A 24,912-nucleotide genomic window follows, 5' to 3' on the forward strand; every position below is an offset into this window, starting at 1 on the left:
CACCCGGACGCCCAATCCCACCCGAACGCCGACGCCCACGCCCACGCCCCCGCCCACGCCCCCGCCGACACCCACGCCGACGCGAGCCGGCACGCGGAGGAGCAGCCGGCCACCCCGCGGCTGGCCGCGCGCGTGGCCTTCCGCCGCTTCTGGCCGCTGACCCGGGGTGACCGCCGCTGGCTGGTGCTGATCTGCGTCTGCGTGATCGTCGCCGCGCTCACGGAGACGGCCGCGATCCTGCTGTTCTCCGACCTGACCGACCACGCCCTGCGGCAGGGCTCGCTCAGCGCCTTCTGGTCCCCGGCCGGCCAGTGGTTCGCCGTAGCGGTCCTCGGCGCCATGGTCGGGTACGCCGGGAACTCGCTCGCGGTGTGGACCGCCGAGCGCTTCGTGCTGCGCCTGCGCGCCCGCGTGTTCGGACACGTCCAGGACCTGCCGCCGCACTTCTTCCAGCGCCACCGCCAGGGCGACCTGGTCGAACGCCTGACCGGGGACGTCGAGGCCATCGAGCAGATGGTGGTCTCCGGCGTCGTGGGCACCGTATCCGCCCTGTTCAGCACGGTCTTCTTCGCCACCGCCGCCTTCTGGCTGCGCTGGGACCTGGCGCTGGCCACCTTCGTGCTGGCGCCGCTGTTCTGGCTGGCCGCCCGGCGCTTCTCCGGCCGGATCAAGGCCGTCGCGCGCGAGGAGCGGGCCGCGGACGGCGCGATCACCTCGGTCGTCGAGGAGTCGCTGGGCAACATCGTGCTCACCCAGGCATACAACCGGAAGGCCGCCGAGGAGAAGCGGCTGCGCCGGGAGGCGCGCGCCTGGATGCGCGCGTCGGTTGCCGGGGCGCGGATGAGCGAGCTGTACGAGCAGCTGGTCGAGGTCATCGAGACGGTGTGCGTCCTGGCCGTCATCGGGCTCGGCGCCTGGGAGATCTCCCAGGGCCGGATGACGATCGGCCAGCTCCTGGCCTTCGCCGCCTTCCTCGGCTACCTCTACCCCCCGATCCGCAACCTCGGCCAGCTCGGCCTCACCCTCACCGCCGCGACCGCGGGCGCCGAGCGGCTGCTGGACGTCCTCGACGCCGAGCCCGCCGTGGCCGACCCGGCGCCGGGGGCGGCCGTCGCGCCCTGGCCGGTGCACGGCACGGTGGAGTTCAAGGGGGTCGGCTTCCGCTACCCGGGCGCCGACCGGCCCACCCTGGGCGGGGTCTCGCTCACGGCCCGGCCCGGGGAGTTCGTGCTGATCACCGGGGCGAGCGGGGCCGGCAAGTCGACCGTCTCCAAGCTGCTGCTGCGCTTCTACGACCCCGCGGAGGGCTCGGTGCGCCTGGACGGGGTGCCGCTGGACGCCGTGCCCCTCTCCTTCCTGCGCGAGAACGTCACGCTCCTGCCGCAGGAGACGCTCATCCTGCACGACACCATCCGCGAGAACATCGCCTGCGGCCGGCCGGGGGCCACGGACCAGGACATCGAGCGGGCTGCCCGGGACGCGGCGGCCCACGACTTCATCACCGCCCTGCCCGACGGCTACGACACCCGGATCGACCCGCACACCGCGCGGCTGTCCGGCGGCCAGCTCCAGCGCGTGGCGATCGCCCGCGCGATGCTGCGCGACTCGCCCGTCCTGGTCCTGGACGAGCCCACCACCGGGCTCGACGCGTTGGCCGCGCGCCGGGTGGTCAGGCCGCTGCGGCGGCTGATGTCCGGCCGTACGACGATCATGATCACACACGATCTGAACCTGGCACCGGACGCCCACCGGATCCTCGTCCTCGACCACGGGCGCGTGGTGGAGACCGGGACGCACCGGGAGCTGCTGGCCCTGGGCGGGGCGTACGCGCGACTGCACGGCTCGCACAACGGCACAGACACAGACACAGACACAGACACAGGCACGGACACCGGCATCGGCACTGGCACAGGCACAGGCACGGACACCGGCATCGGCACCGGCACCGACACCGGCACCGGCACCGGCACTGGCACTGGCACCGACGAGGCGGAACCCGGCCGCGACATCGGCCGGGAGATCGGCGGCTGTCCTGGCAGAAGGCTGACGTGACAGAAGGCCGACGCGCGGAAGCCGCTGACACGGGAAGCGGCTGAACGGGAGACGGCCGACGCGGCAAGCGGCCGACGCGGCAAGCCAACGGTCAGCCGAGTACCGGCGGCTCCGGCCGCTCCGGCCGCTCCGGCCGCTCCGGCGGCACCGGCGGCTCCGGCGGCTCCGGCGGCTCCATGGGCGCGCCCGGCAGCCGGATCCAGGCCACCGTCCCGCCGCCCGGCGCGGGCCGCAGCCCCACCTGGCCGCCGGACTGCTGGACCGTGCGGGCGACGATGGACAGGCCGAGCCCGGAGCCCGGGAGGGCGCGGGCGGACGGCGAGCGCCAGAACCGTTCGAAGACATGGGGCAGTTCGTCGGCCGGAATGCCGGGGCCATGGTCGCGCACCGTGAAGTCGCCGTCTTTGAGCACGACCTCGATCACACCACCCGAAGGGCTGAACTTCACGGCGTTGTCGAGCAGATTGACCAGCGCCCGCTCCAGCGCCGCCGGCTCCCCCCGTGCGTACCAGGGGCTCAGCGAGGCGTCGATCGTGAGGTCGGCGCCGCGCAGCCGGGCCCGCTTCAGCGCGGTCTCCGCCACCTCGTGCACAGCGACCAGCTGCGGCGGTCCGGTGCCGGGCAGCACGTCCGGGCGGGCGAGTTCCTGGAGGTCGCCGATGAGCGCGGCCAGCTCGGTCATCTGCGCCTTGACGCTGGCCAGGAGCGCCTTGCGGTCGTCGGGGGGCAGCGGCCGGCCGGTCTCCTCGCTGCGCGCGAGCAGTTCGATGTTGGTGCGCAGCGAGGTGAGCGGCGTGCGCAGTTCGTGGCCGGCGTCGGCGATCAGCTGCTGCTGCCGTTCGCGGGAGGAGGCGAGGGCGGCGGTCATGGAGTTGAAGGAGCGGGAGAGCCGGGCGATCTCGTCGTCGCCCTCGGCGGGGATGCGTACGGCCAGGTCCTCGGTACGGGCCACGTGCTCGACCGCATCGGTCAGCCGGTCCACGGGCTTGAGCCCGGTCCTGGCGATCCACAGGCCGGCGGCCCCGGCGCCGACGACGCCGCCGCCGGTGACCAGGAGCATGACCAGCGCGAGGGTGTTGAGGGGGCCGGTCACCTCGTCGAGGGGGCGGGAGACGGACACGGTCAGCACGCCCTCGCGGCCGTCGGCGCGGACCCGCATCTGCTGGGTGTAGACGCGGACGGCCTGGCCGGAGGTGGTGGTGCCGTCGCGGGTGACCTGTTGCAGCCGGCCTTCCGCGACGGCGATGTCCTGGGCCGTCACGTTGACCGCCTTGGGGCCGATGACGCACCGCCGGCCGTCCTGGTCGACGAACTGCACCCAGGCGGCGCCGGGCCCGAGGTGGTCGTCGGTCTGCGGCTTGGTGGAGCAGGGCAGGCCGACCAGGCGCTGGACACGGTCCGGGGACGCGCTGTCGCGCAGCTTCTGGTCCAGCGCGCTGGTGAGCTCCTGGCGAGTGAGGAACCAGCACGCGAAGGCGGCGACCGCCACCGCGACCGCCACCGCCACGGCGGTCAGCAGTGCCAGCCGGGAGCGGAGCGGCAGCCTGCGCAGCCGGCTCGTCACGGCGTGCCGCCCTCGGCCGTCCGCAGTACGTATCCGACGCCGCGGACGGTGTGCACGAGCCGCGGCTCGCCGCCCGCCTCGGTCTTGCGGCGCAGGTACATCACGTACACGTCCAGCGAATTGGACGACGGCTCGAAGTCGAAGCCCCAGACGGCCTTGAGGATCTGTTCCCGGGTGAGGACCTGGCGGGGGTGGGCGAGGAACATCTCGAGCAGGGTGAACTCGGTGCGGGTCAGCTCGACCCCGCGTCCGCCCCGGGTGACCTCGCGGGTGGCGAGGTTCATCCGCAGGTCGGCGAAGGTCAGCTCGTCGCCGCCGGCGGCCGGGACGGCCCCGGCGGCGGCCGCGTATGTGCTGCGGCGCAGCAGGGCGCGGATGCGGGCCAGCAGCTCGTCCAGCTCGAACGGTTTGACGAGGTAGTCGTCGGCGCCCGCGTCGAGCCCGGTGACCCGGTCGCCGACCGTGTCGCGGGCGGTGAGCATCAGGATGGGCACGGTCACGTGGGTGGCGCGCAGCCGCCGGGCGGCGGTCAGCCCGTCCATGCGGGGCATCAGCACATCGAGGACGATCAGCTCGGGGTCGTACGCCCGGACCTTGTCCAGCGCGTCGAGGCCGTCCACGGCGGTCTCGGTCTCGTAGCCCTCGAAGGCGAGGCTGCGCTGGAGGGCCTCGCGGACGGCCGGCTCGTCGTCGACGATCAGGATGCGGGCGGGCTGGTCGCCGTGCTCGGCGGGGCTCATGGGTCGGGTTCCTCACTCATGCCAACACTCGGTGTCAACGCCGGTCAGCCGCGGTCGACGGCGGTCGACGGCGGGGCGTCGACGAAGGCGTCATTGAAAGGCGGGGTTCCGCTGCTTTCAGCCTCGCACGGGCGGACGCGCCCGATGATCCCGGCGGCGACCCGGCGCGCCCGTGAGGCGTGGCTGTCGCCGCGCGCCGTCAAGGCCTGTCAGGCGTTGCTGTCGCCGCGCGCCGTCAAGGCCTGTCAGGCGTTGCTGTCGCTGCCACCGGCGCGCAGGTTGTCGAGGTCGGCCTTGACGGTGTTGATCGGGATGGAGAACCCCAGGCCGATGCTGCCCGCGCTGCTGGAGTTCTGGTCCGAAGCGGAGGAGTACATGGCCGAGTTGATCCCGATGATCTGGCCCTTCATGTTGATCAGCGCGCCGCCGGAGTTGCCGGGGTTGAGGGAGGCGTCCGTCTGGATGGCCTTGTAGGTGGTGGTCGAGGAGCCGACATCGCCGTTGTACTGGCCGCCGCCGAACTCGAACGGCCACTGTCCGCGGCCGCCGCCCGGCGCCTGCTGCCCCTGGCTCTCGTCGGTCGAGACGGTGACGTCCCGGTCGAGCGCGGAGACGATGCCGCTGGTGACGGTGCCGGTCAGCCCCTCGGGGGAGCCGATGGCGACGACCTGGTCGCCGACCCGGACCCCGCTGGAGTCGCCGAGCGTGGCGGGCCGCAGGCCACTGGCGCCCGAGACCTTGATCAGGGCCAGGTCCTTGCTGCGGTCGGTGCCGACGACGGTCGCGGACTTCTTGCTGCCGTCGCTGAAGGTGACCTTGATGGTGTCGGCGCCGGAGATGACGTGGTTGTTGGTGATGATCTCGCCACCGCTGGTGATGATCACGCCGGAGCCGGTGGACTGGCCGCTGCCGGAGGTGGCGCTGATCTCCACGATGCTGGGGCTGACCGCCGCCGCGACGGCGGCGACCCCGCCGGTCTTGCTGGAGGTGGCGCCCACGACGGTGGTCGTCGTGGTGGCGGCGTCCGGCTTCTCGGCGGCGTCCGTGACCAGAGCCGCTGTACCGCCGCCCACGAGCGCCGAGACCGCCGCCACGGCGGCGATCAGCAGGGCGGACCTGGGGACGCGCCGCTTGCGGTGGCCGCCGCCGGGTGGCGTGGGGACTGCCGCGGGGCCGGCGGGGTGACCGTGGCCCGCGCCCCCGCCCCCCGGCCACACGGTGATTCCGGAGGGGGTGGTGACGGGATCCTGCGGCCGGTGCGTGGGCGGCGCGGGGTAGCCGGACCACGCGCCGTACGGGTGCTGCTGGGGCTCGTGATCGCCGGTGCGGGGCGTGTTCTCCGTCATGTCTACGACTGTGCGCAGCGAAGATGAGAACTTTCTGAGTGCTCGCTGAGAAGCCCGGCAGAAGCCGGTATGCCCGGGATAAGGGACGAGGGCTACCGAAGACAACTCGGCGCGAGGCGCGGCGCGGGCGCCGGACGAGGCGGAACGGCGCGAGGAGCAGACAAGGCGGAACGGCGCGGGTCCCGGACGAGGCCGAACGGCACGAGGAACAGACAATGCGGAACGGCGCGGGTCCCGGACGAGGCCGAACGGCACGAGGAACAGACAATGCGGAACGGCGCGGGTCCCGGACGAGGCCGAACGGCACGAGGAACAGACAAGGCGGAACGGCGCGGGTCCTACGCGCAGCCGCAGGACCGCCGCACCACCAGCGCCGACGGGAACTGCCGCACCCGCTCGCGCCGCGAGGACACCGGCCGTACCGCGTCGTCCAGCACCAGGTCGACCGCCGCGCGCGCCATCGCGGGCCGGTCGGAGGCGACGGTGGTCAGCGGCGGGTCGGTCAGCGCCGCCTCCTTCACGTCGTCGAAGCCGGCGACCGCCAGCTCCCCGGGCACATCGATGCGCAGCTCGCGGGCCGCCCGCAGGACGCCGATCGCCTGGTCGTCGGTGGCGCAGAAGACGGCCGGCGGCCGGTCGGGGCCGGACAGCAGCCCCAGGGCGACCTTGTAGGCGTCGTACCGGTTGTACGGGGCCTGGAAGAGCCGTCCCTCGGTGGAGCGCCCGGCCTCCGTCATGGCCCGGCGCCAGCCCTCGACGTGGTCGGTGACCGGGTCGCCGACGGTCGGGGTGATCTCCATGCCGCCGATGCACGCCACGTACTCGTATCCGTGCTCCAGCAGATGGCGCACGGCGAGCTGCGCGCCGCCGATGTCGTCCAGCACCACGGCGACGTCGTCGATCGCCTCGGGGCGCTCGTGCAGCAGCACGACCCGGGCGTCCCAGGCCTCGATCTCGGCGGCGGCGTTCTCGCTGAGGCCCTGGCTGATGAGGATCAGCCCGGACACCCGCATGCCGAGGAAGGCGCGCAGGTAGTGCACCTCGCGCTCGTCGAGGTAGTCGGAGTTGCCGACGAGCACCATCTTTCCGCGCTCGGAGGCGGCCTGCTCGACGGCGTGCGCCATCTCGCCGAAGAACGGCTGGCGCGCGTCGGGCACGATCAGCCCTATGAGGTCGGTGCGCCGGCTGGCCATCGCCTGGGCGACCCGGTCCGGCCGGTAGCCGAGCTCCTTGATCGCGGCGAGTACCCGCTCGCGCGTGGCCGGGGCGACCGGCCTTGGTCCGTTATTGATGACGTAACTGACGACCGCGGTGGACGTCCCCGCCAGCCTTGCCACATCATCCCGTGTCACCTTGGCCACGCGCGGCAGTCTACGCGGGTCCAGCTATGTGTTGGCCGGGCGTGCGACGCCCGTTTTCACGTTCCGGTCGCGCTGCACCCCGGCGGTCGGCGCTTCGCCGTGCGCGGCCCTCGCGGCCTCGGACCGCCGCTTGGCCTCGTCGGCACCGCGGTCGCCCTTCTCCGGGGAGACGAAACGGTAGCCGACATTCCGCACGGTGCCGATCAAGGACTCGTGTTCCGGGCCGAGTTTGGCCCTCAGCCGCCGTACGTGCACGTCGACCGTGCGGGTGCCGCCGAAGTAGTCGTAGCCCCACACCTCCTGCAACAGCTGCGCCCGGGTGAACACCCGACCGGGGTGCTGGGCCAGGTACTTGAGGAGCTCGAACTCCTTGAATGTGAGATCCAGCACACGGCCCTTGAGCTTGGCGCTGTACGTGGCCTCGTCGACCGAAAGGTCGCCGTTGCGGATCTCCATCGGGCTGTCGTCGGTCGTGATCTGCTGGCGGCCCATCGCCAGCCGCAGCCGGGCCTCGACCTCGGCGGGGCCGGCGGTGTCGAGCAGGACGTCGTCGATGCCCCAGTCAGCGGTGACGGCGGCGAGGCCGCCCTCCGTGACCACGAGGATCAGCGGACAGCCCGGGCCGGTGGAGCGCAGGAGCTGGCACAGGCTGCGCACCTGGGGCAGGTCGCGCCGGCCGTCGATGAGGATCACGTCCGCGCCGGGGGTGTCCACGAGGGCCGGGCCCTCGGCCGGGGCCACCCGCACGTTGTGCAGGAGCAGCCCGAGCGCGGGGAGCACCTCCGTGGAGGGCTGCAGCGCGTTGGTCAGCAGCAGGAGGGAGCTCACCGGTCACCACCGCCCCTGGCCGCCGTCTTCTTATGGTCGTACACGCTTCGCTCGCCCATTACGTCGGTTCCTCCTCGGTCCCTGCGAGAGGGGGCACCTCCCAGGCCCCTGGCCTGGGGGAGTGTGCGGCTACTGGCTAGTACCGATACTGCTTCGTGCGGAAGGCGCTCGAAAGCACAAAATGCGCCTGAAAGCACAAAAGGACCCGGGGGCTGCTTTGCCCGGATCCTCTTCCCAGAAGAATAACCCACATGACACGTGGGCTTAAGGCGTCCTCCGCGCCGTCTCCCCTTCCCCCGGCCACCGCGCGAAGGCGCCTGACCGGGCTGCTGACGGACGACGGGGTGCGCATCGAGGCAGCGTACGAGCCCCTGGCGCCGGGCGCGGCGGATACGGCTGACCTGGGCGCGGCGGATACGGCCGACCGGGCGAGGGGCGGCGGCCTGGCGGGGGGCAGCCTGGCGGCGAGCGGCCTGGCGGCGGGCAGCCTGGCGAGGGGCGGCCAGGCGAGCCGCGACCTGGCGGCGAGCGGCCTGGCGGCGGGCGGCCTGGCGAGGGGCGGCCCGGTGACGGGCGGCCCGGTGACGGGCGGCCAGCCGAGGGGCGGCCAGGCGAGCCGCAACGTGGTGACGGGCGGCCCGGTGACGGACGACCCGGTGACGGACGACCAGGTGGCGGGCCCGGCGATCGTGGTGGCGCACGGCTTCACCGGCGCGCTGGAGCGGCCCGCGCTGCGGCGCGCCGCTGCGGTGCTGGGCCGGCACGCGGCCGTGGTCACGTTCTCCTTCCGGGGCCACGGGCGCTCCGGCGGGCGCTCCACGGTCGGCGACCGGGAGGTCCTGGACCTGGCCGCCGCGGTGCGGTGGGCGCGCCGACTCGGGCACCGGCGGGTCGCCACAGTCGGGTTCTCGATGGGCGGCTCGGTGGTGCTGCGCCACGCGGCGCTGTACGGGGCGGGTGCGGGGCCGGGGTCGGGGCCCGGATCGGGTGCGGGGTCGGGTGCGCAGCCGGGGGCGGGGGCTGCGTCGGAGCCGGGTATGGGACTGGGGGCATTGGAAGCGAAAGGGTGCGCGGGGGCGCGCGAAGCGGCGCACGCTGACGTGGTGGTGGCAGTGAGCGCCCCCGCCCGCTGGTACTACCGGGGAACCGCCCCGATGCGCCGCGTGCACTGGGCGATCACCCGCCCGACCGGGCGCCTGGTCTCCCGCTACGGGCTGCGTACCCGCATCGACTCCCGCGGCTGGGACCCCGAACCCCTCTCCCCGGTGGCGGCGGCCCCGCTGATCGCCCCCACGCCGCTGCTGATCGTCCACGGCGACCGGGACCCCTACTTCCCGCTTGACCACCCGCGGACCCTGGCCGAAGCGGCGGACCCGTCGTCCACAGAGCTGTGGATCGAGCCGGGCTTCGGCCACGCGGAGAACGCGGCGGACGCCGCCCTGTTGGACCGGATCGCCGCCTGGGCCACGGCCCACCTATGAGCACGCCGGCCGCCACACACCCCCGCCCTGCTGCACCGACGCACCTGCTGCACCAACGCACCTGCTGCACCGACACACCTGCTGCACCGACGCCCCGCCTGGGCCACGGCCCACCTCGCGAAATGCCCCCGCTCCGCCGGGCGCGGAGCGGGGGGACGCGGAAGGGGAAGGATGCGGAAGGGGAAGGATGCGGAAGGGGGAGCATGCGGGGGAGGCAGGCTCACTCCGTCTCGGCCAGCGGCTCCGCGAACTGCGCCTCGTACAGCCGGGCGTACGCCCCGCCGGCCGCCCGCAGCGCGTCGTGGGTGCCCTGCTCCACGATCCGCCCCGACTCCATCACGAGGATCACGTCCGCGTCGCGGATCGTGGACAGGCGGTGGGCGATCACGAAGCTGGTGCGGCCGGTCCGCAAGGAGGCCATCGCGTGCTGGATCAGCACCTCCGTACGGGTGTCGACCGAGCTCGTGGCCTCGTCCAGGACCAGGATCGCGGGCTCGGCCAGGAACGCCCGGGCTATGGTGATCAGCTGCTTCTCGCCGACGCTGATGTTGGAGCCCTCGTCGTCGATCACCGTGTCGTAGCCGTCCGGCAGAGTCCGTACGAAGCGGTCGACATGCGTGGCCTTGGCCGCCTCCACGATCTTGTCGAAGGAGGCGTCCTGCGACCCGTACGCGATGTTGTCCGCGATCGTCCCGCCGAAGAGCCAGGTGTCCTGGAGCACCATGCCGATGTTGGAGCGCAGCTCCTCCCGGCTCATGGCGGCGATGTCCACCCCGTCCAGCGTGATCCGCCCTCCGCTGACCTCGTAGAACCGCATCAGCAGATTGACCAGGGTGGTCTTCCCCGCGCCGGTCGGGCCGACGATCGCCACCGTCTGGCCCGGCCGCACCGACAGCGACAGGTCCTCGATCAGCGGCTTGTCCGGGTCGTAGCGGAAGGAGACGTCCTCGAACTCCACCCGGCCGCGCACCCGCTCCGGCCGCACCGCCTCCGCCGCGTCCGGCCGCTGCTCCGGCGCGTCCAGCAGCTCGAAGACCCGCTCGGCCGACGCGACGCCCGACTGCACCAGGTTGGCCATCGAGGCGACCTGGGTGAGCGGCTGGCTGAACTGGCGCGAGTACTGGACGAACGCCTGGACGTCGCCGATCGACAGCGCCCCACTGGCCACCCGCAGCCCGCCGACCACGGCGACCAGCACATAGTTGAGGTTGCCGATGAACATCATCGCCGGCTGGATGATCCCGGAGATGAACTGGGCCCGGAAGCCCGCCTCGTACAGCTTCTCGTTCTGCGCCCGGAAGAGTTCCGCCGACTCCTTCTGCCGGCCGAACACCTTCACCAGCGAGTGGCCGGTGTACATCTCCTCGATGTGGGCGTTCAGCTTGCCGGTGGTCTTCCACTGCGCCACGAACTGCGGCTGCGCCCGCTTGCCCACCTTCGTCGCCACCACCACCGACACCGGCACGGTCACCAGCGCGACCAGCGCCAGCAGCGGCGAGATCCAGAACATCATGGCCAGCACGCCCACGATGGTCAGCAGCGAGGTCATGATCTGGCTGAGGGTCTGCTGGATGGTCTGCTGGATGTTGTCGATGTCGTTGGTGGCCCTCGACAGCACCTCGCCGCGCGGCTGCTTGTCGAAGTACGACAGCGGCAGCCGGGCCAGCTTCGCCTCGACGTCCTCGCGCATCCGGAAGACCATGCGCTGCACCACGACCGTGGCGATCCGCGCCTGGAAGAGGTTCAGCAGCGAGGAGAACGCGTAGATCGCGGTCACCCACAGCAGCACGGTCCCCACCGCGTCGAAGTCGATGCCCTGTCCGGGCACCACGTCCATGGACGCGACCATGTCGGCCACCGTGCCCTGGCCCGACCGCCGCAGCCCTTCGACCGCCTCGGCCTTGGTGGCGTCGGCGGGCAGCTGCCGCCCGATGATGCCCGCGAAGATCAGGTCCGTCGCCTTGCCGAGGATCTTCGGGCCGAGCACCGACAGCGCGACGCTGACCGCGCCCAGCGCGAGCACCGTCAGCGCCATGCCGCGCTCGGGCCGCAGCAGCTTCAGCAGCCGGCGGCTCGAGCCCTTGAAGTCCATGCTGCGCTCGGTCGGCTGCCCGCCCATGAACCGCCCGGGTCCAGCCGCCGGCGCGGGGCCCCTCCGGGGCGCCGCGGCGGCGGGCGCCGGGGCGCTCTTCTCACTCATGCCCCTCTACCCCGCTCAGTCTCGGCACGCTCCAACGCGCAGGCTTCCCTCGTCACTGCTCGCTCCTCCGTCGCTGCGCGGCTCCTCAGTCCAGCCCGCGCAGCGCGCCAAGACACGCTCATGCCCCTCTACCCCGCTCAGTCCCGGCACGCTCCAACGCGCAGGCTTCCCTCGTCACTGCTCGCTCCTCCGTCGCTGCGCGGGACACGCTCATGCCGCCTCCTGCTCGGTGAGCTGGGAGAGCACGATCTCCCGGTAGGTCTGGTTGTGCTCCATCAGCTCGGCGTGGGTGCCGGTGCCGACGACGCGCCCCTCGTCGAGCACCACGATGCGGTCCGCGCCCCGGATCGTGGACACCCGCTGGGCGACGATGACGACCGTCGCGTTCTCCGTCTCCGCCGCCAGCGCGGCGCGCAGCCGCGCGTCCGTGGCGTAGTCCAGCGCCGAGAAGGAGTCGTCGAAGAGGTAGACGGACGGCCTGCGGACCAGCGCCCGGGCGATCGCGAGCCGCTGCCGCTGGCCGCCGGAGACGTTTCCGCCGCCCTGCGCGATGGGGGCCTCAAGGCCGCCGTCCATGCGCTCGACGAAGTCGCGGGCCTGGGCGATCTCCAGGGCGCGCCACAGCTCCTCGTCGGTCGCGTCCGGCTTTCCGTACCGCAGGTTCGAGGCGACCGTGCCGGAGAAGAGGTACGGCTTCTGCGGGACCAGCCCGATGGTCTCGGCCATCACGACCGGGTCCATGTCCCGTACGTCCACCCCGTCCAGGTGCACACTGCCGTCGGTCGCGTCGAACAGCCGGGGCACCAGCCCCAGCAGGGTGGACTTGCCGCTGCCGGTCGAACCGATGACGGCCGTGGTCTGGCCGGGCCTGGCGACCAGGGAGACGTCGCGCAGCACGGGCTCCTCGGCGCCCGGGTAGCGGAACTCCACGCCCCGCAGCTCGAGCAGCCCCTCGCGCCGCAGCGGCGGGACGGGCTTCAGGGGCAGGGCGACGCTGGTCTCGGTCTCCAGCACCTCCTGGATGCGCTCGGCGCACACCTCGGCCCGCGGCACCATCATGAACATGAAGGTGGCCATCATCACGGCCATCAGAATCTGCATCAGATAGCTGAGGAACGCCGTCAGCGCGCCGATCTGCATGTCCCCGCTGTCGATGCGGTGCCCGCCGAACCAGACGACGGCGACGCTGGAGAGGTTCACCACCATCATCACGGCGGGGAACATCAGCGCCATCAGCCGGCCGGCCTTCAGCGACACGTCGAACAGGTCGGTGTTGGCCTCGGTGAAGCGTTTCCGCTCGTGCTCGTCGCGGACGAAGGCACGGATGACGCGGATGCCGGTGATCTGCTCGCGCAGCACCCGGTTGACCGTGTCGATGCGCTCCTGGACGCCGCGGAACAGCGGACGCATCCGCCGCACGATCAGCGACACGATGACGCCCAGGACCGGCACGATGAGCAGCAGCAGCCCGGAGAGCGGAACGTCCTGGTTGAGCGCCATGACGACGCCGCCCACACACATGATCGGCGCCGAGACCATCAGGGTGAACGACATCAGGCACAGCATCTGCACCTGCTGCACGTCGTTGGTGGTGCGGGTGATGAGGGAAGGCGCGCCGAAGTGGCCCACCTCGCGGGCGGAGAAGGACTGCACACGGTCGAAGACGGCGGCGCGCACATCGCGGCCGAGCGCCATCGCCGTGCGGGCGCCGTAGTAGACGGCGCCGATGGAGCAGACGATCTGCGCCAGCGTGACGGCGATCATCACGCCGCCGACGCGCAGGATGTAGCCGGTGTCTCCCTTCACGACACCGTCGTCGATGATGTCCGCGTTGAGCGTCGGCAGATAGAGCGTCGCCAGCGTCTGCACCAGCTGCAGCACGACGATCAGAGCGATCGATCGGGTGTAGGGCCTCAGGTATGCCCGTATAAGTCGGACCAGCACACCGGAACCCTAAGCGAGCACCCCGGGCCGCGACCGGCGATTTACCGGTCTGCCGCCGGACCCCGTCATCATGGGGGACGGCAGATGACGGGAGAGGGATCGCGATGGCGATGAAGAACACGGCGGGACCGCCGGCCGGCACCATCCGGTACTGGGCCGCGGCCAAGGCGGCCGCCGGCACCGCCGAGGAGCCGTACGCTGCGGCGACGCTCGCCGAGGCCCTGGACGCCGCCCGGCGGCGGCACGCCGCGCGGCCGGAGTTCGCGCGGGTGCTGGGGCGGTGTTCGTTCCTGGTCGACGGCGACCCCGTCGGCACCCGTGATCACAAGACGGTCCAACTGGCCGAGGGCGGCACGGTCGAGGTGCTCCCGCCGTTCGCAGGAGGGTGACCCCGACGTCATGAGCAACCACTACGACCCGTACGGGTCGGCGGAGCAGCCGCCCTACCAGCAGCCGTACCAGGGCCAGGAGGGCCAGCAGGGCCGGCAGCACTACGAGGGCCAGCCGGGCTACGAGGGCCAGCCGGGCTACGAGGGCTACGCCGGGCAGGAACAGCACGGCCATCAGCACGGCCATCAGCACGGCCAGTACGGCTGGCCTGGGTACGAGGGCGCCGCCGCGTCGTACGACGGGCAGCAGGCGTACCAGCACCCGCAGCAGCAGGGGTACGCCCAGCCCCAGGCGTACCCCCAGCAGCAGACATACCCGGAGCAGGGATACGCCCAGCAGGGATACGCCCAGCAGGGACATGCCCAGCAGGGGTACGCGCAGCAGGGGTACACACAGCAGGGGTACGCCCAGCACGCCGAGCCACAGCAGTGGCACCCGCAGGACGGCCAGGGCCACCAGAGCGGCCAGGCATACCAAGGCCCGACGCAGCAGAACCAGACGTACCCAGGCCAGAGCCACCAAGGCCAGGGGCAGCACGGCCAGACCCACCAAGGCCAGGCGCAGCAGGGCCGGACGCATCAGAGCCAGGCACAGCACGGCCAGGCGTACCAGCAGCCATACGCCCCCTCCTGGGACGGGGGCGGACAGCCGCGCCAGGGCCCCGGACCGGGCGGCTACGGGACGACCGACACCGTCCAGTTCGCGGCCGCGCCGCACCACGCCGCCCAGGCAGAGCCCATCGGCCCCAGGCCCACCGCGCCGGCCCGGCTCGTCCCCAACGTCGTCCCCGAGCCCGCCGCCGCCCGTCCCGCCGCCGCCCGTCCCGCCGCCGCCCGTCCCGCCACCGCCCGTCCCGCCGAGGCCGCCGCGTCCGAAGCCGCCGCCCGTTCCGCCGAGGCCACCGCGCCCGAAGCCGCCGCCCGTTCCGCCGAGGCCACCGCGCCCGAAGCCGCCGCCCGTTCCGCCGAGGCCACCGCGCCCGAAGCCGCCGCCCGTTCCGCCGAGGCCACCGCGCCCGAAGCCGCCGCCAAGCCGCTCACCGCCGCGCAGCGGGCCCGCGCCGAGGGCCGCTCGCCGATCATCGCGCCGGGCCTGACGCCCGCCGCCCTGACCGCCGTGCTCGCCGCCCTCCTCGCGGTCACCGCGCCGCTGGCGCGGCCCGCCGTGGCCGTGGTCGTGGTGCTGCTGCAGGCGGTCACCGCGGCCGGCTGGTTCCGGCTCAACGGCATGTGGCCCGCCCGGCAGGGCATCGCGCTGGCCTTCGCGGGCGGCCTGGCCGCGGACATCGGCCTGCTGACCACCGAGCGCGCGCACGCCCCGACGGTGATCATGGGCACGCTCGGTGTATGGCTGCTGCTGGTGCTGATCCTCCAGCTGCGCAGCCACGCCTCGCCCGACGAGCGGCTGTACGGCCTGACGGCGACCGTCGCCTCGACCGCCGTAACCGTGATCGCGGCCGGGCACCTGGCCGCGGTGGCCGAGTCCTCGGACGCCGTCGTGGTGGGGGCGGCCGCCGTCGCGGTGGCGGCGCTCGTCCGGGCCCTGCCGCTGCCGGGCGCGGTCACCGTGGTGCTGGCCCTGGCGGCGTCCGCCGGGGCGGGCCTGGCGGCCACCCGGGTGACCGACACCGGCACCACCGGCGCCGTGTCGCTGGGCCTGGCGGCGGGGGTGTGCGCGCTGATCGGGCTGCGGGTGGCCAGCTACGACTATCCGTCCCGCTTCGTCCACATGACCGCGGGCGTCGCCCTCCCGCTCGCCGCCGCGGCCCCGGCGATCTATGTGATCGGCCGGGCGCTGGGGTGACCCGGACCTCGCCACACGTGTGACCGGCCCGGGCACGGGTGTGACCGGGCACAGGTGTGATCGGGCCCCGGTGTGATCGGGTCCGGGTGTGATCGGGTCCGGGTGTGATCGGGCACGGGTGTGATCGGGCCCCGGTGTGATCGGGCCCCGGTGTGATCGGGTCCGGGTGTGATCGGGCACGGGTGTGATCGGGCACGGGTGTGATCGGACCCGGGCACGGGTGTGATCCGGGCCTCGCCACCCGGCGACTCCCACACCGCGGCGGTTAGGCTCGCAGCCTCAGGCGCCGGCCTGAGCCAGAGCATGGGGGACCCAACGCAATGCGCGCACTGAGAATCACACTGATCGTCTTCGTCGTCCTCGGCGTCCTGTTCGTCGCCGCGGACCGCCTGGCGGTCTACCTGGCGGAGTCCGAGGCCGCCGACAAGATCAAGAGCAGCCAGGGGCTGACCAGCACCCCGGACGTCTCGATCAAGGGCTTCCCCTTCCTGACCCAGGTCGCCGGCAAGGAGCTGGACGAGGTCGAGATCGGCATGGACGGGCTGACCACGGACGCGGGGGGCGGCCGTTCGGTGCGCGTCACCGAGCTGACGGCCACGCTGCACGATGTCCGGATATCCAGCAGCTTCTCGTCCGCCACCGCCGACAGCGCCACCGGGTCCGCGCACATCAGCTACGCGGACCTGTCCACGGCCGCGGGCCAGGGGATCACGGTCGGCTACGCCGGGGAGGACCAGTCGGGCCGCGGCCGCGTCAAGATCACCGGGCAGCTCCTGGGCTTCAGCGTCAGCACGCTCTCGACGGTCACCATCGTCAACGGCGACACGATCCGGCTGCACGCCGAGTCCGTCCCGGGCGGCAACATCCCCGGTGCGGAGCAAAAGGTCCGGCAGCGGACGGACATGGAGCGGAAGATCGACGGTCTGCCGACGGGCATGCGGCTGGACAAGGTGGAGACGACCAAGGACGGCATAGACGTGTCGGTGGTGGGTAAGAACGTCGAGCTGGCGGGCTGACCGACCCGGCGGGGTCCACGACGAGACCCATAGCGGGCTCCGTGCCGAGACCCGTGCCGAGACCCGTGCCGAGATCCGTGGCGGGGTCCATGGCGGGGCCCATGGCGAGGTCCGTGGGGGGCCCATGGCGAGGTCCACGCCGAGAGGTCCAGGGCGTCGTCCACGCACTGAGACGATCCCGCTCGCGCTGATGGACATCCAGGGGCGCCCGGCACCCCGTCGACCGCCCCACAGGGCGCCGCACGGCCACGCCATCCCACATTCCGGACAATCTCGTCTCACGATACGACACCCCGGTGACATGCCCGGCCGTCCGTCCCTACGATCGGACGCATGAAGCGACAGGCGGATCTCACGAAGCGGCGGGCAGTAGACCTGTGCCGCGTGGCCGCCATGCTCTGTCGCGCCGCCTGACGAGGACGCGCGGCCTGCCCGGCGTACGGCCCGCGCTCCTATCGGCCCGTCAGCCGAGCCCGCCCGACTCCGTTCCCGCGCCCGCTACCGAACCCCGCGTAGCCCGCGTTCCGACGCGTACCCGTACCGCCGCAACTGCCCCGGAGGAGAGAAACATGAGCCGCAGTGACGTCCTGGTGGACGCCGACTGGGTACAGGCCCACATCGATGACCCCAAGACGGTCATCGTGGAGGTCGACGAGGACACCTCTGCCTACGACAAGAACCACATCAAGAACGCCATCCGCATCGACTGGAAGCAGGACCTCCAGGACCCGGTGCGCCGCGACTTCGTCGACCAGGCGGGCTTCGAGAAGCTGCTGTCCGAGAAGGGCATCGCCAACGACGACACGGTCGTGCTCTACGGCGGCAACAACAACTGGTTCGCGGCTTATGCCTACTGGTACTTCAAGCTCTACGGCCACCAGGACGTGAAGCTCCTCGACGGCGGCCGCAAGAAGTGGGAGCTCGACTCCCGCGACCTGGTCGCCGAGGTCCCGTCCCGGCCCAAGACCGAGTACAAGGCCAAGGCCCAGGACACCTCGATCCGCGCCTTCCGCGACGACGTCGTGGCGGCCATCGGCTCGCTGAACCTGGTGGACGTCCGCTCCCCCGACGAGTTCTCCGGCAAGCTGCTCGCCCCGGCGCACCTCCCGCAGGAGCAGTCGCAGCGGCCGGGCCACGTGCCGTCCGCCCGCAACATCCCGTGGTCGAAGTCCGCCAACGACGACGGCACCTTCAAGTCCGACGACGAGCTCAAGGCCCTCTACGAGGGCGAGGGCGTCGACCTGTCGAAGGACACCATCGCCTACTGCCGCATCGGTGAGCGCTCCGCTCACACCTGGTTCGTCCTGCACGAGCTGCTCGGCCAGCCGAACGTGAAGAACTACGACGGCTCCTGGACCGAGTACGGCTCGCTCGTCGGCGTGCCGATCGAGCTCGGCGCCAACGGCTGACCCTCCTCCCTCCCCGAACGTCTCCCCCGAACGTAAGGACAGTCCCCATGTGTGGAGCAACGGCCGGCGGCCCCGACGCGTCGACCATCAAGCCCGGCGAAACCACGATCCAGGGCTCGGTGACCCGTAACGGCGAGCCGGTCACCGGCTACGTGCGGCTGCTGGACAGCACCGGCGAGTTCACCGCCGAGGTCCCCACCTCGGCGACCGGACAGTTCCGCTTCTACGCCGCCGAGGGCACCTGGACGCTGCGCGCCCTGGTCCCGGGCGCGACCGCGGACCGCACCGTCGTCGCCCAGAAGGGCGGCCTGGCGGAGGTCGCCATCGCGGTCTGATCGCCGGTCTGGTCGGCGATCTGGTCGGCGGCCTGGTCGGCGGCTTGGTCGCCGGACGGACCGCAGTCTGATCGCGGCCTGACCGCGGTCCGACCGGACCGTACGGACAGCGGCGCGGAACAGCGCGGACAGCACGGCCGGAGGGCCGCACCCCGGGGTTGGACGCCTCGGCGGGGTGCGGTCCTCCGGGTCGTTCCGGAGTCGTTCCGAAGTCGTTCCGGAGATCGTTCCAGGGTCGTTCCGGAGATCGCTCCGGAGCCCTTCCGGAGCCCTTCCGCCGCTGTCCACGTCTGTCCCGGGCGGCGCCCCGGACGTATCCTGGGGATATGTACGCGCGACGCCGCCACGCATACTTCATCCTGATGGGCGCGTGTCTGACGCTGTTCGTCTCGGCGTGGGGATTCGTACGCCTATGGTCCGTCCCGGCCGCGGTCGCCATGTGCGTCGTCGCCATGGTCATCCCCCCACTGGCCGCCATCGTGGCCAACCGCAAGGGGCCGGAGGACCGGTGGTGGGACGAGTCGGGCGACGAGGAGTCCGACCGGTGGTGGCGGGAGCTGGACGAGTACCACCACCGCCGCTAGGAGCGGCGGGAGCGGTGCCCAGCGGACGAGTGCTCCGTAGTCGTTGAGCGCTCACCAGCCGAGATGAGCGCCTCGCTCACCAGCCGAGATGAGCGCCTCCGTAGTCGATGAGCGGCCCAGCCGAGACGAGCGCCCAGCAGCCCACAAGCGCTCAGTAGACGAGCGCCTGCACGCCGTCCGGCATGATCTCGCTGACGAACACCTGCGCGCCCGCGATCCGGGCGCCCCCGATGAGGTCCTTCTCCTCGATGTCCCGGCGGGCCGCGCACTGCGAGCACACCGTGATCGTGCCGCCCGCGAGGATGCCCTCGATCAGGTCCGGCAGCGGCGCGGCGTGCGGCAGCTCGAACTCGGCCGCGCGTCCCGGGAGCGCGAACCAGGTGGACTCCCCGGTCAGCCACAGCGACACCTCCACGCCGCTCGCGGCGGCCACCGCCGCGACCGTGAACGCCTGGGAGCACCGCTCGGGCGCGTCCGCGCCCGCCGTCACCTTGATCACCAGCTTCTTCGCCATGGGGCCAGCCTAGGCCGAGCGGGAGACCTCGAAGAGCCGGTCCGCGGACCGGCGACTAGACTCGGCCCCGGTCCATGACCGTTCCGCGAGTCCCACCGGAACACCCCACTCCTCCAAGGAGCGCGCTCGTGCTTGAGGCAGTCTTCACCACCCTGATGATCCTGGTCGTCGTCGCCACGCTCGGTTTCGCCGCACTGACCTGGAAGAAGCTGTACCAGGGCCAGCGCTGACCCGCCCGGCTGCCCGGCACCCCGTCCGCCCCTCCCTTCCCTTCTCCCTCCCCACGGATCGCCTGAACTCATGATCGAGATCCCGTCCGACCTCCACCCGGACCTCGTGCCGCTCGCCTTCCTCCTCGGCAACTGGGAGGGCGCGGGCGTCTACGACTTCCCCGGGACCGAGAAGTGCAACTTCGGGCAGGAAGTGACCTTCACCCACGACGGGCGTGACTTCCTGGAGTACGTCTCGCACAGCTGGGTGCTCGACGGCGACGGCAAGAAGGTCCGCCCGCTGGAGACCGAGTCCGGCTACTGGCGGATCGGCGAGGACCGCAAGGTCGAGATCGTCATGATCCGCGACCAGGGCGTGGTCGAGGTCTGGTACGGCGAGCTGGCCGAGGGCAAGCCGCAGATCGACGTGGTGACCGACGCCGTGGCCCGTACGGCGGCCTCCGGGCCCTACTCCGGTGGCAAGCGACTCTACGGCTACGTCAAGAGCGACCTGATGTGGGTCGGCGAGAAGGCCACCCCGGACGTGCCGCTGCGGCCGTACATGTCCGCGCACCTGAAGAAGGTCGTGGACCCGCGCGAATGGGCCAAGGACCTCAAGGACCTCCCGGACGACGGCATCGCCTTCTTCCGCTGACGCACGGGCGTCCGGGCCCCCGCCTACACTGGCACCGTGGCGACCACCGACTGGAAGACAGACCTGCGGGAGCGCGGCTATCGCCTGACGCCGCAGCGCCAGCTCGTGCTCGAGGCCGTCGACCACCTCGAGCACGCCACCCCGGACGAGATCCTCACCGAGGTGCGCCGCACCGCCAGCGGCGTCAACATCTCCACGGTCTACCGCACCCTGGAGCTGCTGGAGGAGCTGGGGCTGGTCAGCCACGCCCATCTCGGGCACGGCGCTCCCACCTACCACCTGGCCGACCGGCACCACCACATCCACATGGTCTGCCGGGACTGCACGGATGTGATCGAGGCCGATCTGTCGGTGGCCGAGCCGTTCACCCGGCAGCTTCGGGCGAGCTTCGGTTTCGACACCGACATGAAGCACTTCGCGATCTTCGGCCGCTGCGCCAAGTGCTCCGCCGCCCGCGCGGCCGACGGCCCCGGCCCGCGGGACGCCTCGGAGCCGGACCGTGCGGTCGAGTCCTAGGCCGGGCCGGGTCGTAGGCTGAGCGCATGAAGAGCCCTTTGCTGTCGCTGCCCGGCGCCGTCCCCGGCGAGGGCCCCGACGAAGGCGTCGCCGCGCACTACGGCGACCTGTTCCGCGAGCAGCGCACGCTCGCCGACGGCTCCGGCTTCGTGGACCTGTCGCACCGCGGTGTGGTCACGGTCAGCGGCCCGGACCGGCTGAGCTGGCTGCACCTTCTGCTCACCCAGCACGTGAGCGAACTCCCCGCCGGCCAGGCCACGGAGGCGCTGATTCTCTCCGCGCACGGCCACATCGAGCACGCGCTGTACATAGTCGACGACGGCGAGACCACCTGGGCCCATGTGGAGCCAGGCACCCAGGGCGAGCTGATCGCGTACCTGGAGAGCATGAAGTTCTTCTACCGGGTGGAGATCGCGGACCGCACCGAGGAGTTCGCGGTCGTGTACCTCCCGGCGGGCAGCATCGCCGAAACCCCCGAGGGCGCCGTGGTCCGCGAGACCCCGTACGGCCGGGACCTGTTCCTGCCCCGCGCCCAGCTGGAGTCCTTCGCCGCGGCGAGCGGTCCTCCGGCCGGGGTGCTGGCGTACGAGGCGCTGCGCGTCGAGGCGCACCGCCCGCGGGTCGGCCTGGAGACCGACCACCGGACGATCCCGCACGAGCTGGGCTGGATCGGCACCGCCGTGCACCTCCACAAGGGCTGCTACCGCGGCCAGGAGACCGTCGCCCGGGTGCAGAACCTGGGCAAGCCGCCCCGGCGGCTGGTCTTCCTCCACCTGGACGGCAGCGAGGTGGCCCTGCCCGGCCACGGCGCGCCCGTGCGGCTCGCCTCGGACGGCGCGGAGGGACGCCCGCTGGGCTTCGTGACGACCTCGGCCCGCCACTATGAGCTGGGGCCGATCGCGCTGGCGCTGGTCAAGCGGAACGTGCCCGTGGACGCGCCGCTGATCGCGGATACGACGGCCGCGGCACAAGAGGTCGTCGTCGAGCCGTAGCCCCACCGGCCGCCCGCCCAGCCAGCCGTCCGGCCATCCGGCACCGGCCGCCCGCCCATCTGACCACCCCGGCGCCGGCCTCCCGCCCCACCGGCCGCCCACGCCCCCGGCCGCCCACGCCCCCGGCCGCCCGCGCCCCCGCCGGGGCGCGCCTCAGACCTCGACGATCACCGTGAACGGGCCGTCGTTCGTGAGCGAGACCTTCATGTCCGCCCCGAACCGGCCCGTCTCCACCTGCGCGCCCAGCTCCCGCAGCCGCGCCACGACCTCGTCCACCAGCGGCTCGGCGACCTCGCCCGGCGCGGCCGCGTTCCAGGTGGGCCGACGGCCCTTGCGCGCGTCGCCGTAGAGCGTGAACTGGCTGATGACCAGCAGCGGGGCGCCCAGGTCCGAGCAGGACTTCTCGCCCTCCAGGATGCGCACGGACCACAGCTTGCGGGCCAGCTGCGCCGCCTTCTCCGGAGTGTCGTCGTGGGTCACCCCGACCAGGACGCACAGCCCCTGTCCGACGATCTCCCCGACCGTCTCGCCGTCGACGACGACGCTCGCCCCGTTCACTCTCTGTACCACAGCACGCATACGGTCAATCATGCCCTGACTCCTTCCGGGGCCGATCGGGTGGAAGCGCGCTGCGAACGAACCGCGCACAGTGGCACGATGCGTGCAGGCGGTGCGCAATGGGCACAACGCGATCAGCTCGCGTCGCACCGCATGGAGGGGACGGAAACCGCATGATCACATCCGGCACCGGGCAGCCGCCCGGGCCCGCACCGACGCGCCCGGAGGACGGCGACCTGCTCCGGGCGGCCACCGAGGCCCTGCAGCAGCCGGGCCTGCCCGCCATCCAGCCGGCCCGGCCGCCGAGCCAGCGCGGCGGCCGCCAGGCCGACTCGCTGCCGGGCTCGCTGCCGGGCTCGCTGCCCGGCCCGGCGGCGCCGAGACCGGCCGGGCTGCGCCTGCCGGAGCTGCGGGCGCTGCGCCGCTCGGCGCAGCGCGAGGAGGCGGACCTGAGCTATGTGCGCAGGCTGCTGCAGGGCCGGATCGACATCCTCCGCGCCGAGCTCGACCGCCGCTCGGCCCCCGGCTCGCCGGCGGCGGCGGAGGACCGTCCTCCGGCGGCGCTGGTGGACCTGCTGCCGGAGATCCTCGTCGACGGCCCGCCGGGGCACCGCTCCTCCGCCCGCCATGTGACGCTCGACACTCCGCGCGGGGCGGAGTACCGGCGGCTGGCCGAGGAGACGCTGGCGGAGGTCGGCCTGTCCGACCTCGAGGCGCGTACGGACGAGGAGTTGGCCGACGCGATGGGCCGCCTCGTCGGGTACGAGCGGCAGGTCTCGCGGCGGCGGCGGGAGCTGCAGCGCACGGCGGACGACTGCGGTGCGGAGATCACCCGGAGGTACCGCGAGGGAGAGGCCCACGTGGACGACCTGCTCGCGTAAGCCGTCCGCGCCGGGCGTGATCGATATCCAGGTGCGCCCGGCGGCACCGGCCGCCTACCGTGGGGCCCATGGCTCCAGAGATCCGTACGGTCGCCGACTCCGACCTCGCCGACTGGATTCGCGCGCTCCACACCGGCTTTCTGCGGCCGCCGCACGCGAGCAAGGAAGAGGTCGACATCCGGCGGGGGCTCATCGGCGGGGAACTGGACCGTGCGCAGGGGGCCTTCGACCGGGGGCGCTGTGTGGGCACCTTCCGCAGCTTCGCGCAGCGGCTCACGGCGGTCGGCGGGGCGGAGGTGGCGGCAGACGCCATCAGCAACGTGTCGGTCTCGCCCACCCACCGCCGCCAGGGGCTGCTCAGCCGGATGATGGACCGCGATCTGCGCGCGGCCAAGGAGCGCGGCGAGGTGGTGGCGTCGCTGATCGCCGCCGAGTACCCGATCTACGGGCGGTACGGGTTCGGCCCGGCCACCTGGGTCACCGAGTGGCGGGTGGACGTGGCGCGCGCCGGGCTCGACGCGCGCTACTCGGGGCCCGCGTGCGGCGGCCGGGTGGACTTCGCCGACGGCGCCGAGATACGGGAGCTTGGCCCGGCGCTGCACGAGCGGCTGCGCGCCCGGCAGCCCGGGGTGATCGACCGTCCCGAGAAGTGGTGGCGGATCAACACCGGCCTGCTGTCCTTCCCCCACCAGCCGTGGACGGAGCCGTTCTACGTCCTGTACCGCTCCCCCGACGGCTCCGTGGACGGCTTGCTCGCCTACACCGCCAAGAGCGCGTGGGAGGGCAAGCGGCCCGGTGACACCGCCACGGTACTCGGGATGATCGCGGTCACCCCGGACGCCGAGCGCGCGCTGTGGCACTTCCTGCTCTCCGTCGACTGGATCACCCATGTCGCCACGGGCCACCGCCCCCCGGACGACGTGCTGCCGCTGCTCCTGGGCGACCCGCGGGCGGCCGAGGTCACCACGTACGCCGACTTCCTGTGGCTGCGGCCGCTGGACGTGCCCCGGCTGCTGGAGACCCGTACGTACCCCGTGCCGGGCTCGCTGGTCCTGGAGCTGCGCGACCGCGCGGGCCTGGCCGGCGGCCGCTTTCTGCTGGACGCGGGGCCCGACGGGGCCACCTGCGCGCCGACCACCCGGTCCGCCGATCTGACCATGGACATCGGCGAGTTGGGGACGCTGTGGCTGGGCGACGAGTCCGCGGTGCGGCTCGCCGCGCTGGGGCGGGTCACCGAGGAGCGGGCGGGCGCCGCGGCGCTCGCGGACCTCCTGCTGCGCACCCCGCGCCGCCCGTGGTGCCCTGACATCTTCTGAGCGGGCCCCCGGCGTCACGCCCCCTACTTTCCGGCTCTCCGGGCTTCGCTGGCTTTCCCGGCTTCGCTGGCTTCCCTGGCTTCCCGGCTTTCCCGGCTTCCCTGGCTTCCCGGCTTTCCCGGCTTCCCTGGCTTCCCGGCTTTCCCGGCTTCCCTGGCTTCCCGGCTTTCCCTGGCTTTCCCGGCTTTCCCTGGCTTTCCCGGCTTCCCGGCTTTCCC

23 protein-coding genes are annotated in these 24,912 nt (G+C 72.5%); 14 read left to right on the top strand and 9 right to left on the bottom strand.

All coding sequences use genetic code 11. From position 1 onward, the window contains the following. Positions 1–120 precede the first annotated feature (120 nt). Positions 121–2,052 (top strand): ABC transporter ATP-binding protein, encoded by a 1,932-nt coding sequence (locus ABFY07_RS36545; RefSeq protein WP_346178660.1) that lies wholly within the window; start codon positions 121–123, stop codon positions 2,050–2,052. A 91-nt stretch (positions 2,053–2,143) separates the two neighbouring features. Here ABFY07_RS36545 and ABFY07_RS36550 read toward each other — a convergent pair whose 3' ends face one another. The 5 genes from ABFY07_RS36550 to ABFY07_RS36570 form a co-directional block, all read right to left on the bottom strand. Further along, positions 2,144–3,616 carry a sensor histidine kinase gene (locus tag ABFY07_RS36550; RefSeq protein WP_346178622.1) on the bottom strand — a complete coding sequence of 491 codons (1,473 nt, stop codon included), beginning with the start codon at positions 3,614–3,616 and terminating at the stop codon, positions 2,144–2,146. Further along, a complete protein-coding gene (locus ABFY07_RS36555; RefSeq protein ID WP_346178623.1) occupies positions 3,613–4,356 on the bottom strand; it encodes a response regulator transcription factor in 744 nt (247 codons plus the stop codon). Before ABFY07_RS36555 ends, ABFY07_RS36550 begins: the two co-directional genes overlap by 4 nt. Positions 4,357–4,601: 245 nt before the next feature. Beyond that, positions 4,602–5,702 (bottom strand): S1C family serine protease, encoded by a 1,101-nt coding sequence (locus ABFY07_RS36560; protein ID WP_346178624.1) that lies wholly within the window; start codon positions 5,700–5,702, stop codon positions 4,602–4,604. Positions 5,703–6,040: 338 nt separating this feature from the next. Continuing rightward, entirely contained in the window at positions 6,041–7,063 is a 1,023-nt protein-coding gene (locus tag ABFY07_RS36565) for a LacI family DNA-binding transcriptional regulator (RefSeq protein WP_065961183.1), read from the bottom strand. A gap of 24 nt (positions 7,064–7,087) precedes the next feature. Next, positions 7,088–7,891: a response regulator transcription factor gene (locus ABFY07_RS36570; RefSeq protein WP_346178625.1), complete on the bottom strand. Its 804-nt coding sequence runs from the start codon at positions 7,889–7,891 to the stop codon at positions 7,088–7,090. Between the two features lie 623 nt (positions 7,892–8,514). On the opposite strand from ABFY07_RS36570, the gene ABFY07_RS36575 reads away from it, so the two are divergent. Next, positions 8,515–9,372, top strand: coding sequence for an alpha/beta hydrolase (locus tag ABFY07_RS36575; RefSeq protein WP_428837070.1), 858 nt, complete (start codon positions 8,515–8,517; stop codon positions 9,370–9,372). A gap of 220 nt (positions 9,373–9,592) precedes the next feature. Here ABFY07_RS36575 and ABFY07_RS36580 read toward each other — a convergent pair whose 3' ends face one another. Together ABFY07_RS36580 and ABFY07_RS36585 are read right to left on the bottom strand one after the other, a co-directional pair. Then, positions 9,593–11,572: an ABC transporter ATP-binding protein gene (locus tag ABFY07_RS36580; RefSeq protein ID WP_346178626.1), complete on the bottom strand. Its 1,980-nt coding sequence runs from the start codon at positions 11,570–11,572 to the stop codon at positions 9,593–9,595. Positions 11,573–11,782: 210 nt separating this feature from the next. After that, a complete protein-coding gene (locus tag ABFY07_RS36585) occupies positions 11,783–13,516 on the bottom strand; it encodes an ABC transporter ATP-binding protein (RefSeq protein WP_346178627.1) in 1,734 nt (577 codons plus the stop codon). Between the two features lie 104 nt (positions 13,517–13,620). Between ABFY07_RS36585 and ABFY07_RS36590 the strand changes: the two genes are divergently transcribed. The 7 genes from ABFY07_RS36590 to ABFY07_RS36615 all read left to right on the top strand — a co-directional run bounded on the left by ABFY07_RS36590 (position 13,621) and on the right by ABFY07_RS36615 (position 19,053). Then, positions 13,621–13,905 (top strand): MoaD/ThiS family protein, encoded by a 285-nt coding sequence (locus ABFY07_RS36590; protein WP_174589010.1) that lies wholly within the window; start codon positions 13,621–13,623, stop codon positions 13,903–13,905. 10 nt (positions 13,906–13,915) lie between these two features. Beyond that, the gene (locus ABFY07_RS36595) at positions 13,916–15,709 is read left to right on the top strand and encodes a hypothetical protein (protein WP_346178628.1); all 1,794 of its coding nucleotides are present in this window, start codon (positions 13,916–13,918) and stop codon (positions 15,707–15,709) included. Between the two features lie 320 nt (positions 15,710–16,029). After that, a complete protein-coding gene (locus ABFY07_RS36600) occupies positions 16,030–16,725 on the top strand; it encodes an LmeA family phospholipid-binding protein (RefSeq protein ID WP_065961201.1) in 696 nt (231 codons plus the stop codon). Positions 16,726–17,058: 333 nt separating this feature from the next. Continuing rightward, positions 17,059–17,139 (top strand): putative leader peptide, encoded by an 81-nt coding sequence (locus ABFY07_RS43290; RefSeq protein ID WP_352133573.1) that lies wholly within the window; start codon positions 17,059–17,061, stop codon positions 17,137–17,139. A 155-nt stretch (positions 17,140–17,294) separates the two neighbouring features. Continuing rightward, positions 17,295–18,134: a sulfurtransferase gene (locus ABFY07_RS36605; RefSeq protein ID WP_346178629.1), complete on the top strand. Its 840-nt coding sequence runs from the start codon at positions 17,295–17,297 to the stop codon at positions 18,132–18,134. 47 nt (positions 18,135–18,181) lie between these two features. Continuing rightward, complete coding sequence (locus tag ABFY07_RS36610; RefSeq protein ID WP_065961204.1) at positions 18,182–18,469, top strand: DUF1416 domain-containing protein; 288 nt, start codon at positions 18,182–18,184, stop codon at positions 18,467–18,469. A 326-nt stretch (positions 18,470–18,795) separates the two neighbouring features. Continuing rightward, positions 18,796–19,053 carry a DUF3099 domain-containing protein gene (locus ABFY07_RS36615; protein WP_065961205.1) on the top strand — a complete coding sequence of 86 codons (258 nt, stop codon included), beginning with the start codon at positions 18,796–18,798 and terminating at the stop codon, positions 19,051–19,053. A gap of 151 nt (positions 19,054–19,204) precedes the next feature. On the opposite strand, the gene ABFY07_RS36620 is transcribed toward ABFY07_RS36615, so the two are convergent. After that, positions 19,205–19,567, bottom strand: coding sequence for a DsrE family protein (locus tag ABFY07_RS36620; protein WP_346178630.1), 363 nt, complete (start codon positions 19,565–19,567; stop codon positions 19,205–19,207). A 300-nt stretch (positions 19,568–19,867) separates the two neighbouring features. On the opposite strand from ABFY07_RS36620, the gene ABFY07_RS36625 reads away from it, so the two are divergent. From ABFY07_RS36625 to ygfZ, 3 genes are read left to right on the top strand one after another with little or no spacing between them, the layout of a single operon-like run. Beyond that, a complete protein-coding gene (locus ABFY07_RS36625; RefSeq protein WP_065961208.1) occupies positions 19,868–20,431 on the top strand; it encodes a heme-binding beta-barrel domain-containing protein in 564 nt (187 codons plus the stop codon). 36 nt (positions 20,432–20,467) lie between these two features. Next, positions 20,468–20,947 carry a Fur family transcriptional regulator gene (locus tag ABFY07_RS36630; protein WP_346178631.1) on the top strand — a complete coding sequence of 160 codons (480 nt, stop codon included), beginning with the start codon at positions 20,468–20,470 and terminating at the stop codon, positions 20,945–20,947. A gap of 26 nt (positions 20,948–20,973) precedes the next feature. After that, positions 20,974–21,939: a CAF17-like 4Fe-4S cluster assembly/insertion protein YgfZ gene (ygfZ, locus tag ABFY07_RS36635; protein WP_346178632.1), complete on the top strand. Its 966-nt coding sequence runs from the start codon at positions 20,974–20,976 to the stop codon at positions 21,937–21,939. 153 nt (positions 21,940–22,092) lie between these two features. On the opposite strand, the gene dtd is transcribed toward ygfZ, so the two are convergent. Next, entirely contained in the window at positions 22,093–22,518 is a 426-nt protein-coding gene (dtd, locus tag ABFY07_RS36640) for a D-aminoacyl-tRNA deacylase (RefSeq protein WP_065961212.1), read from the bottom strand. Between the two features lie 152 nt (positions 22,519–22,670). Here dtd and ABFY07_RS36645 point away from each other — a divergent pair, with 152 nt between their 5' ends. Together ABFY07_RS36645 and ABFY07_RS36650 are read left to right on the top strand one after the other, a co-directional pair. Further along, positions 22,671–23,378, top strand: a complete 708-nt coding sequence (locus tag ABFY07_RS36645) for an RsiG family protein (protein ID WP_346178633.1) — start codon at positions 22,671–22,673, stop codon at positions 23,376–23,378. Between the two features lie 68 nt (positions 23,379–23,446). After that, entirely contained in the window at positions 23,447–24,694 is a 1,248-nt protein-coding gene (locus tag ABFY07_RS36650) for a GNAT family N-acetyltransferase (protein WP_346178634.1), read from the top strand. Positions 24,695–24,912 lie beyond the last annotated feature (218 nt).

It is taken from the genome of Streptomyces sparsogenes subsp. cuspidosporus (assembly GCF_039532705.1).
GTDB lineage: Bacteria > Actinomycetota > Actinomycetes > Streptomycetales > Streptomycetaceae > Streptomyces > Streptomyces sparsogenes.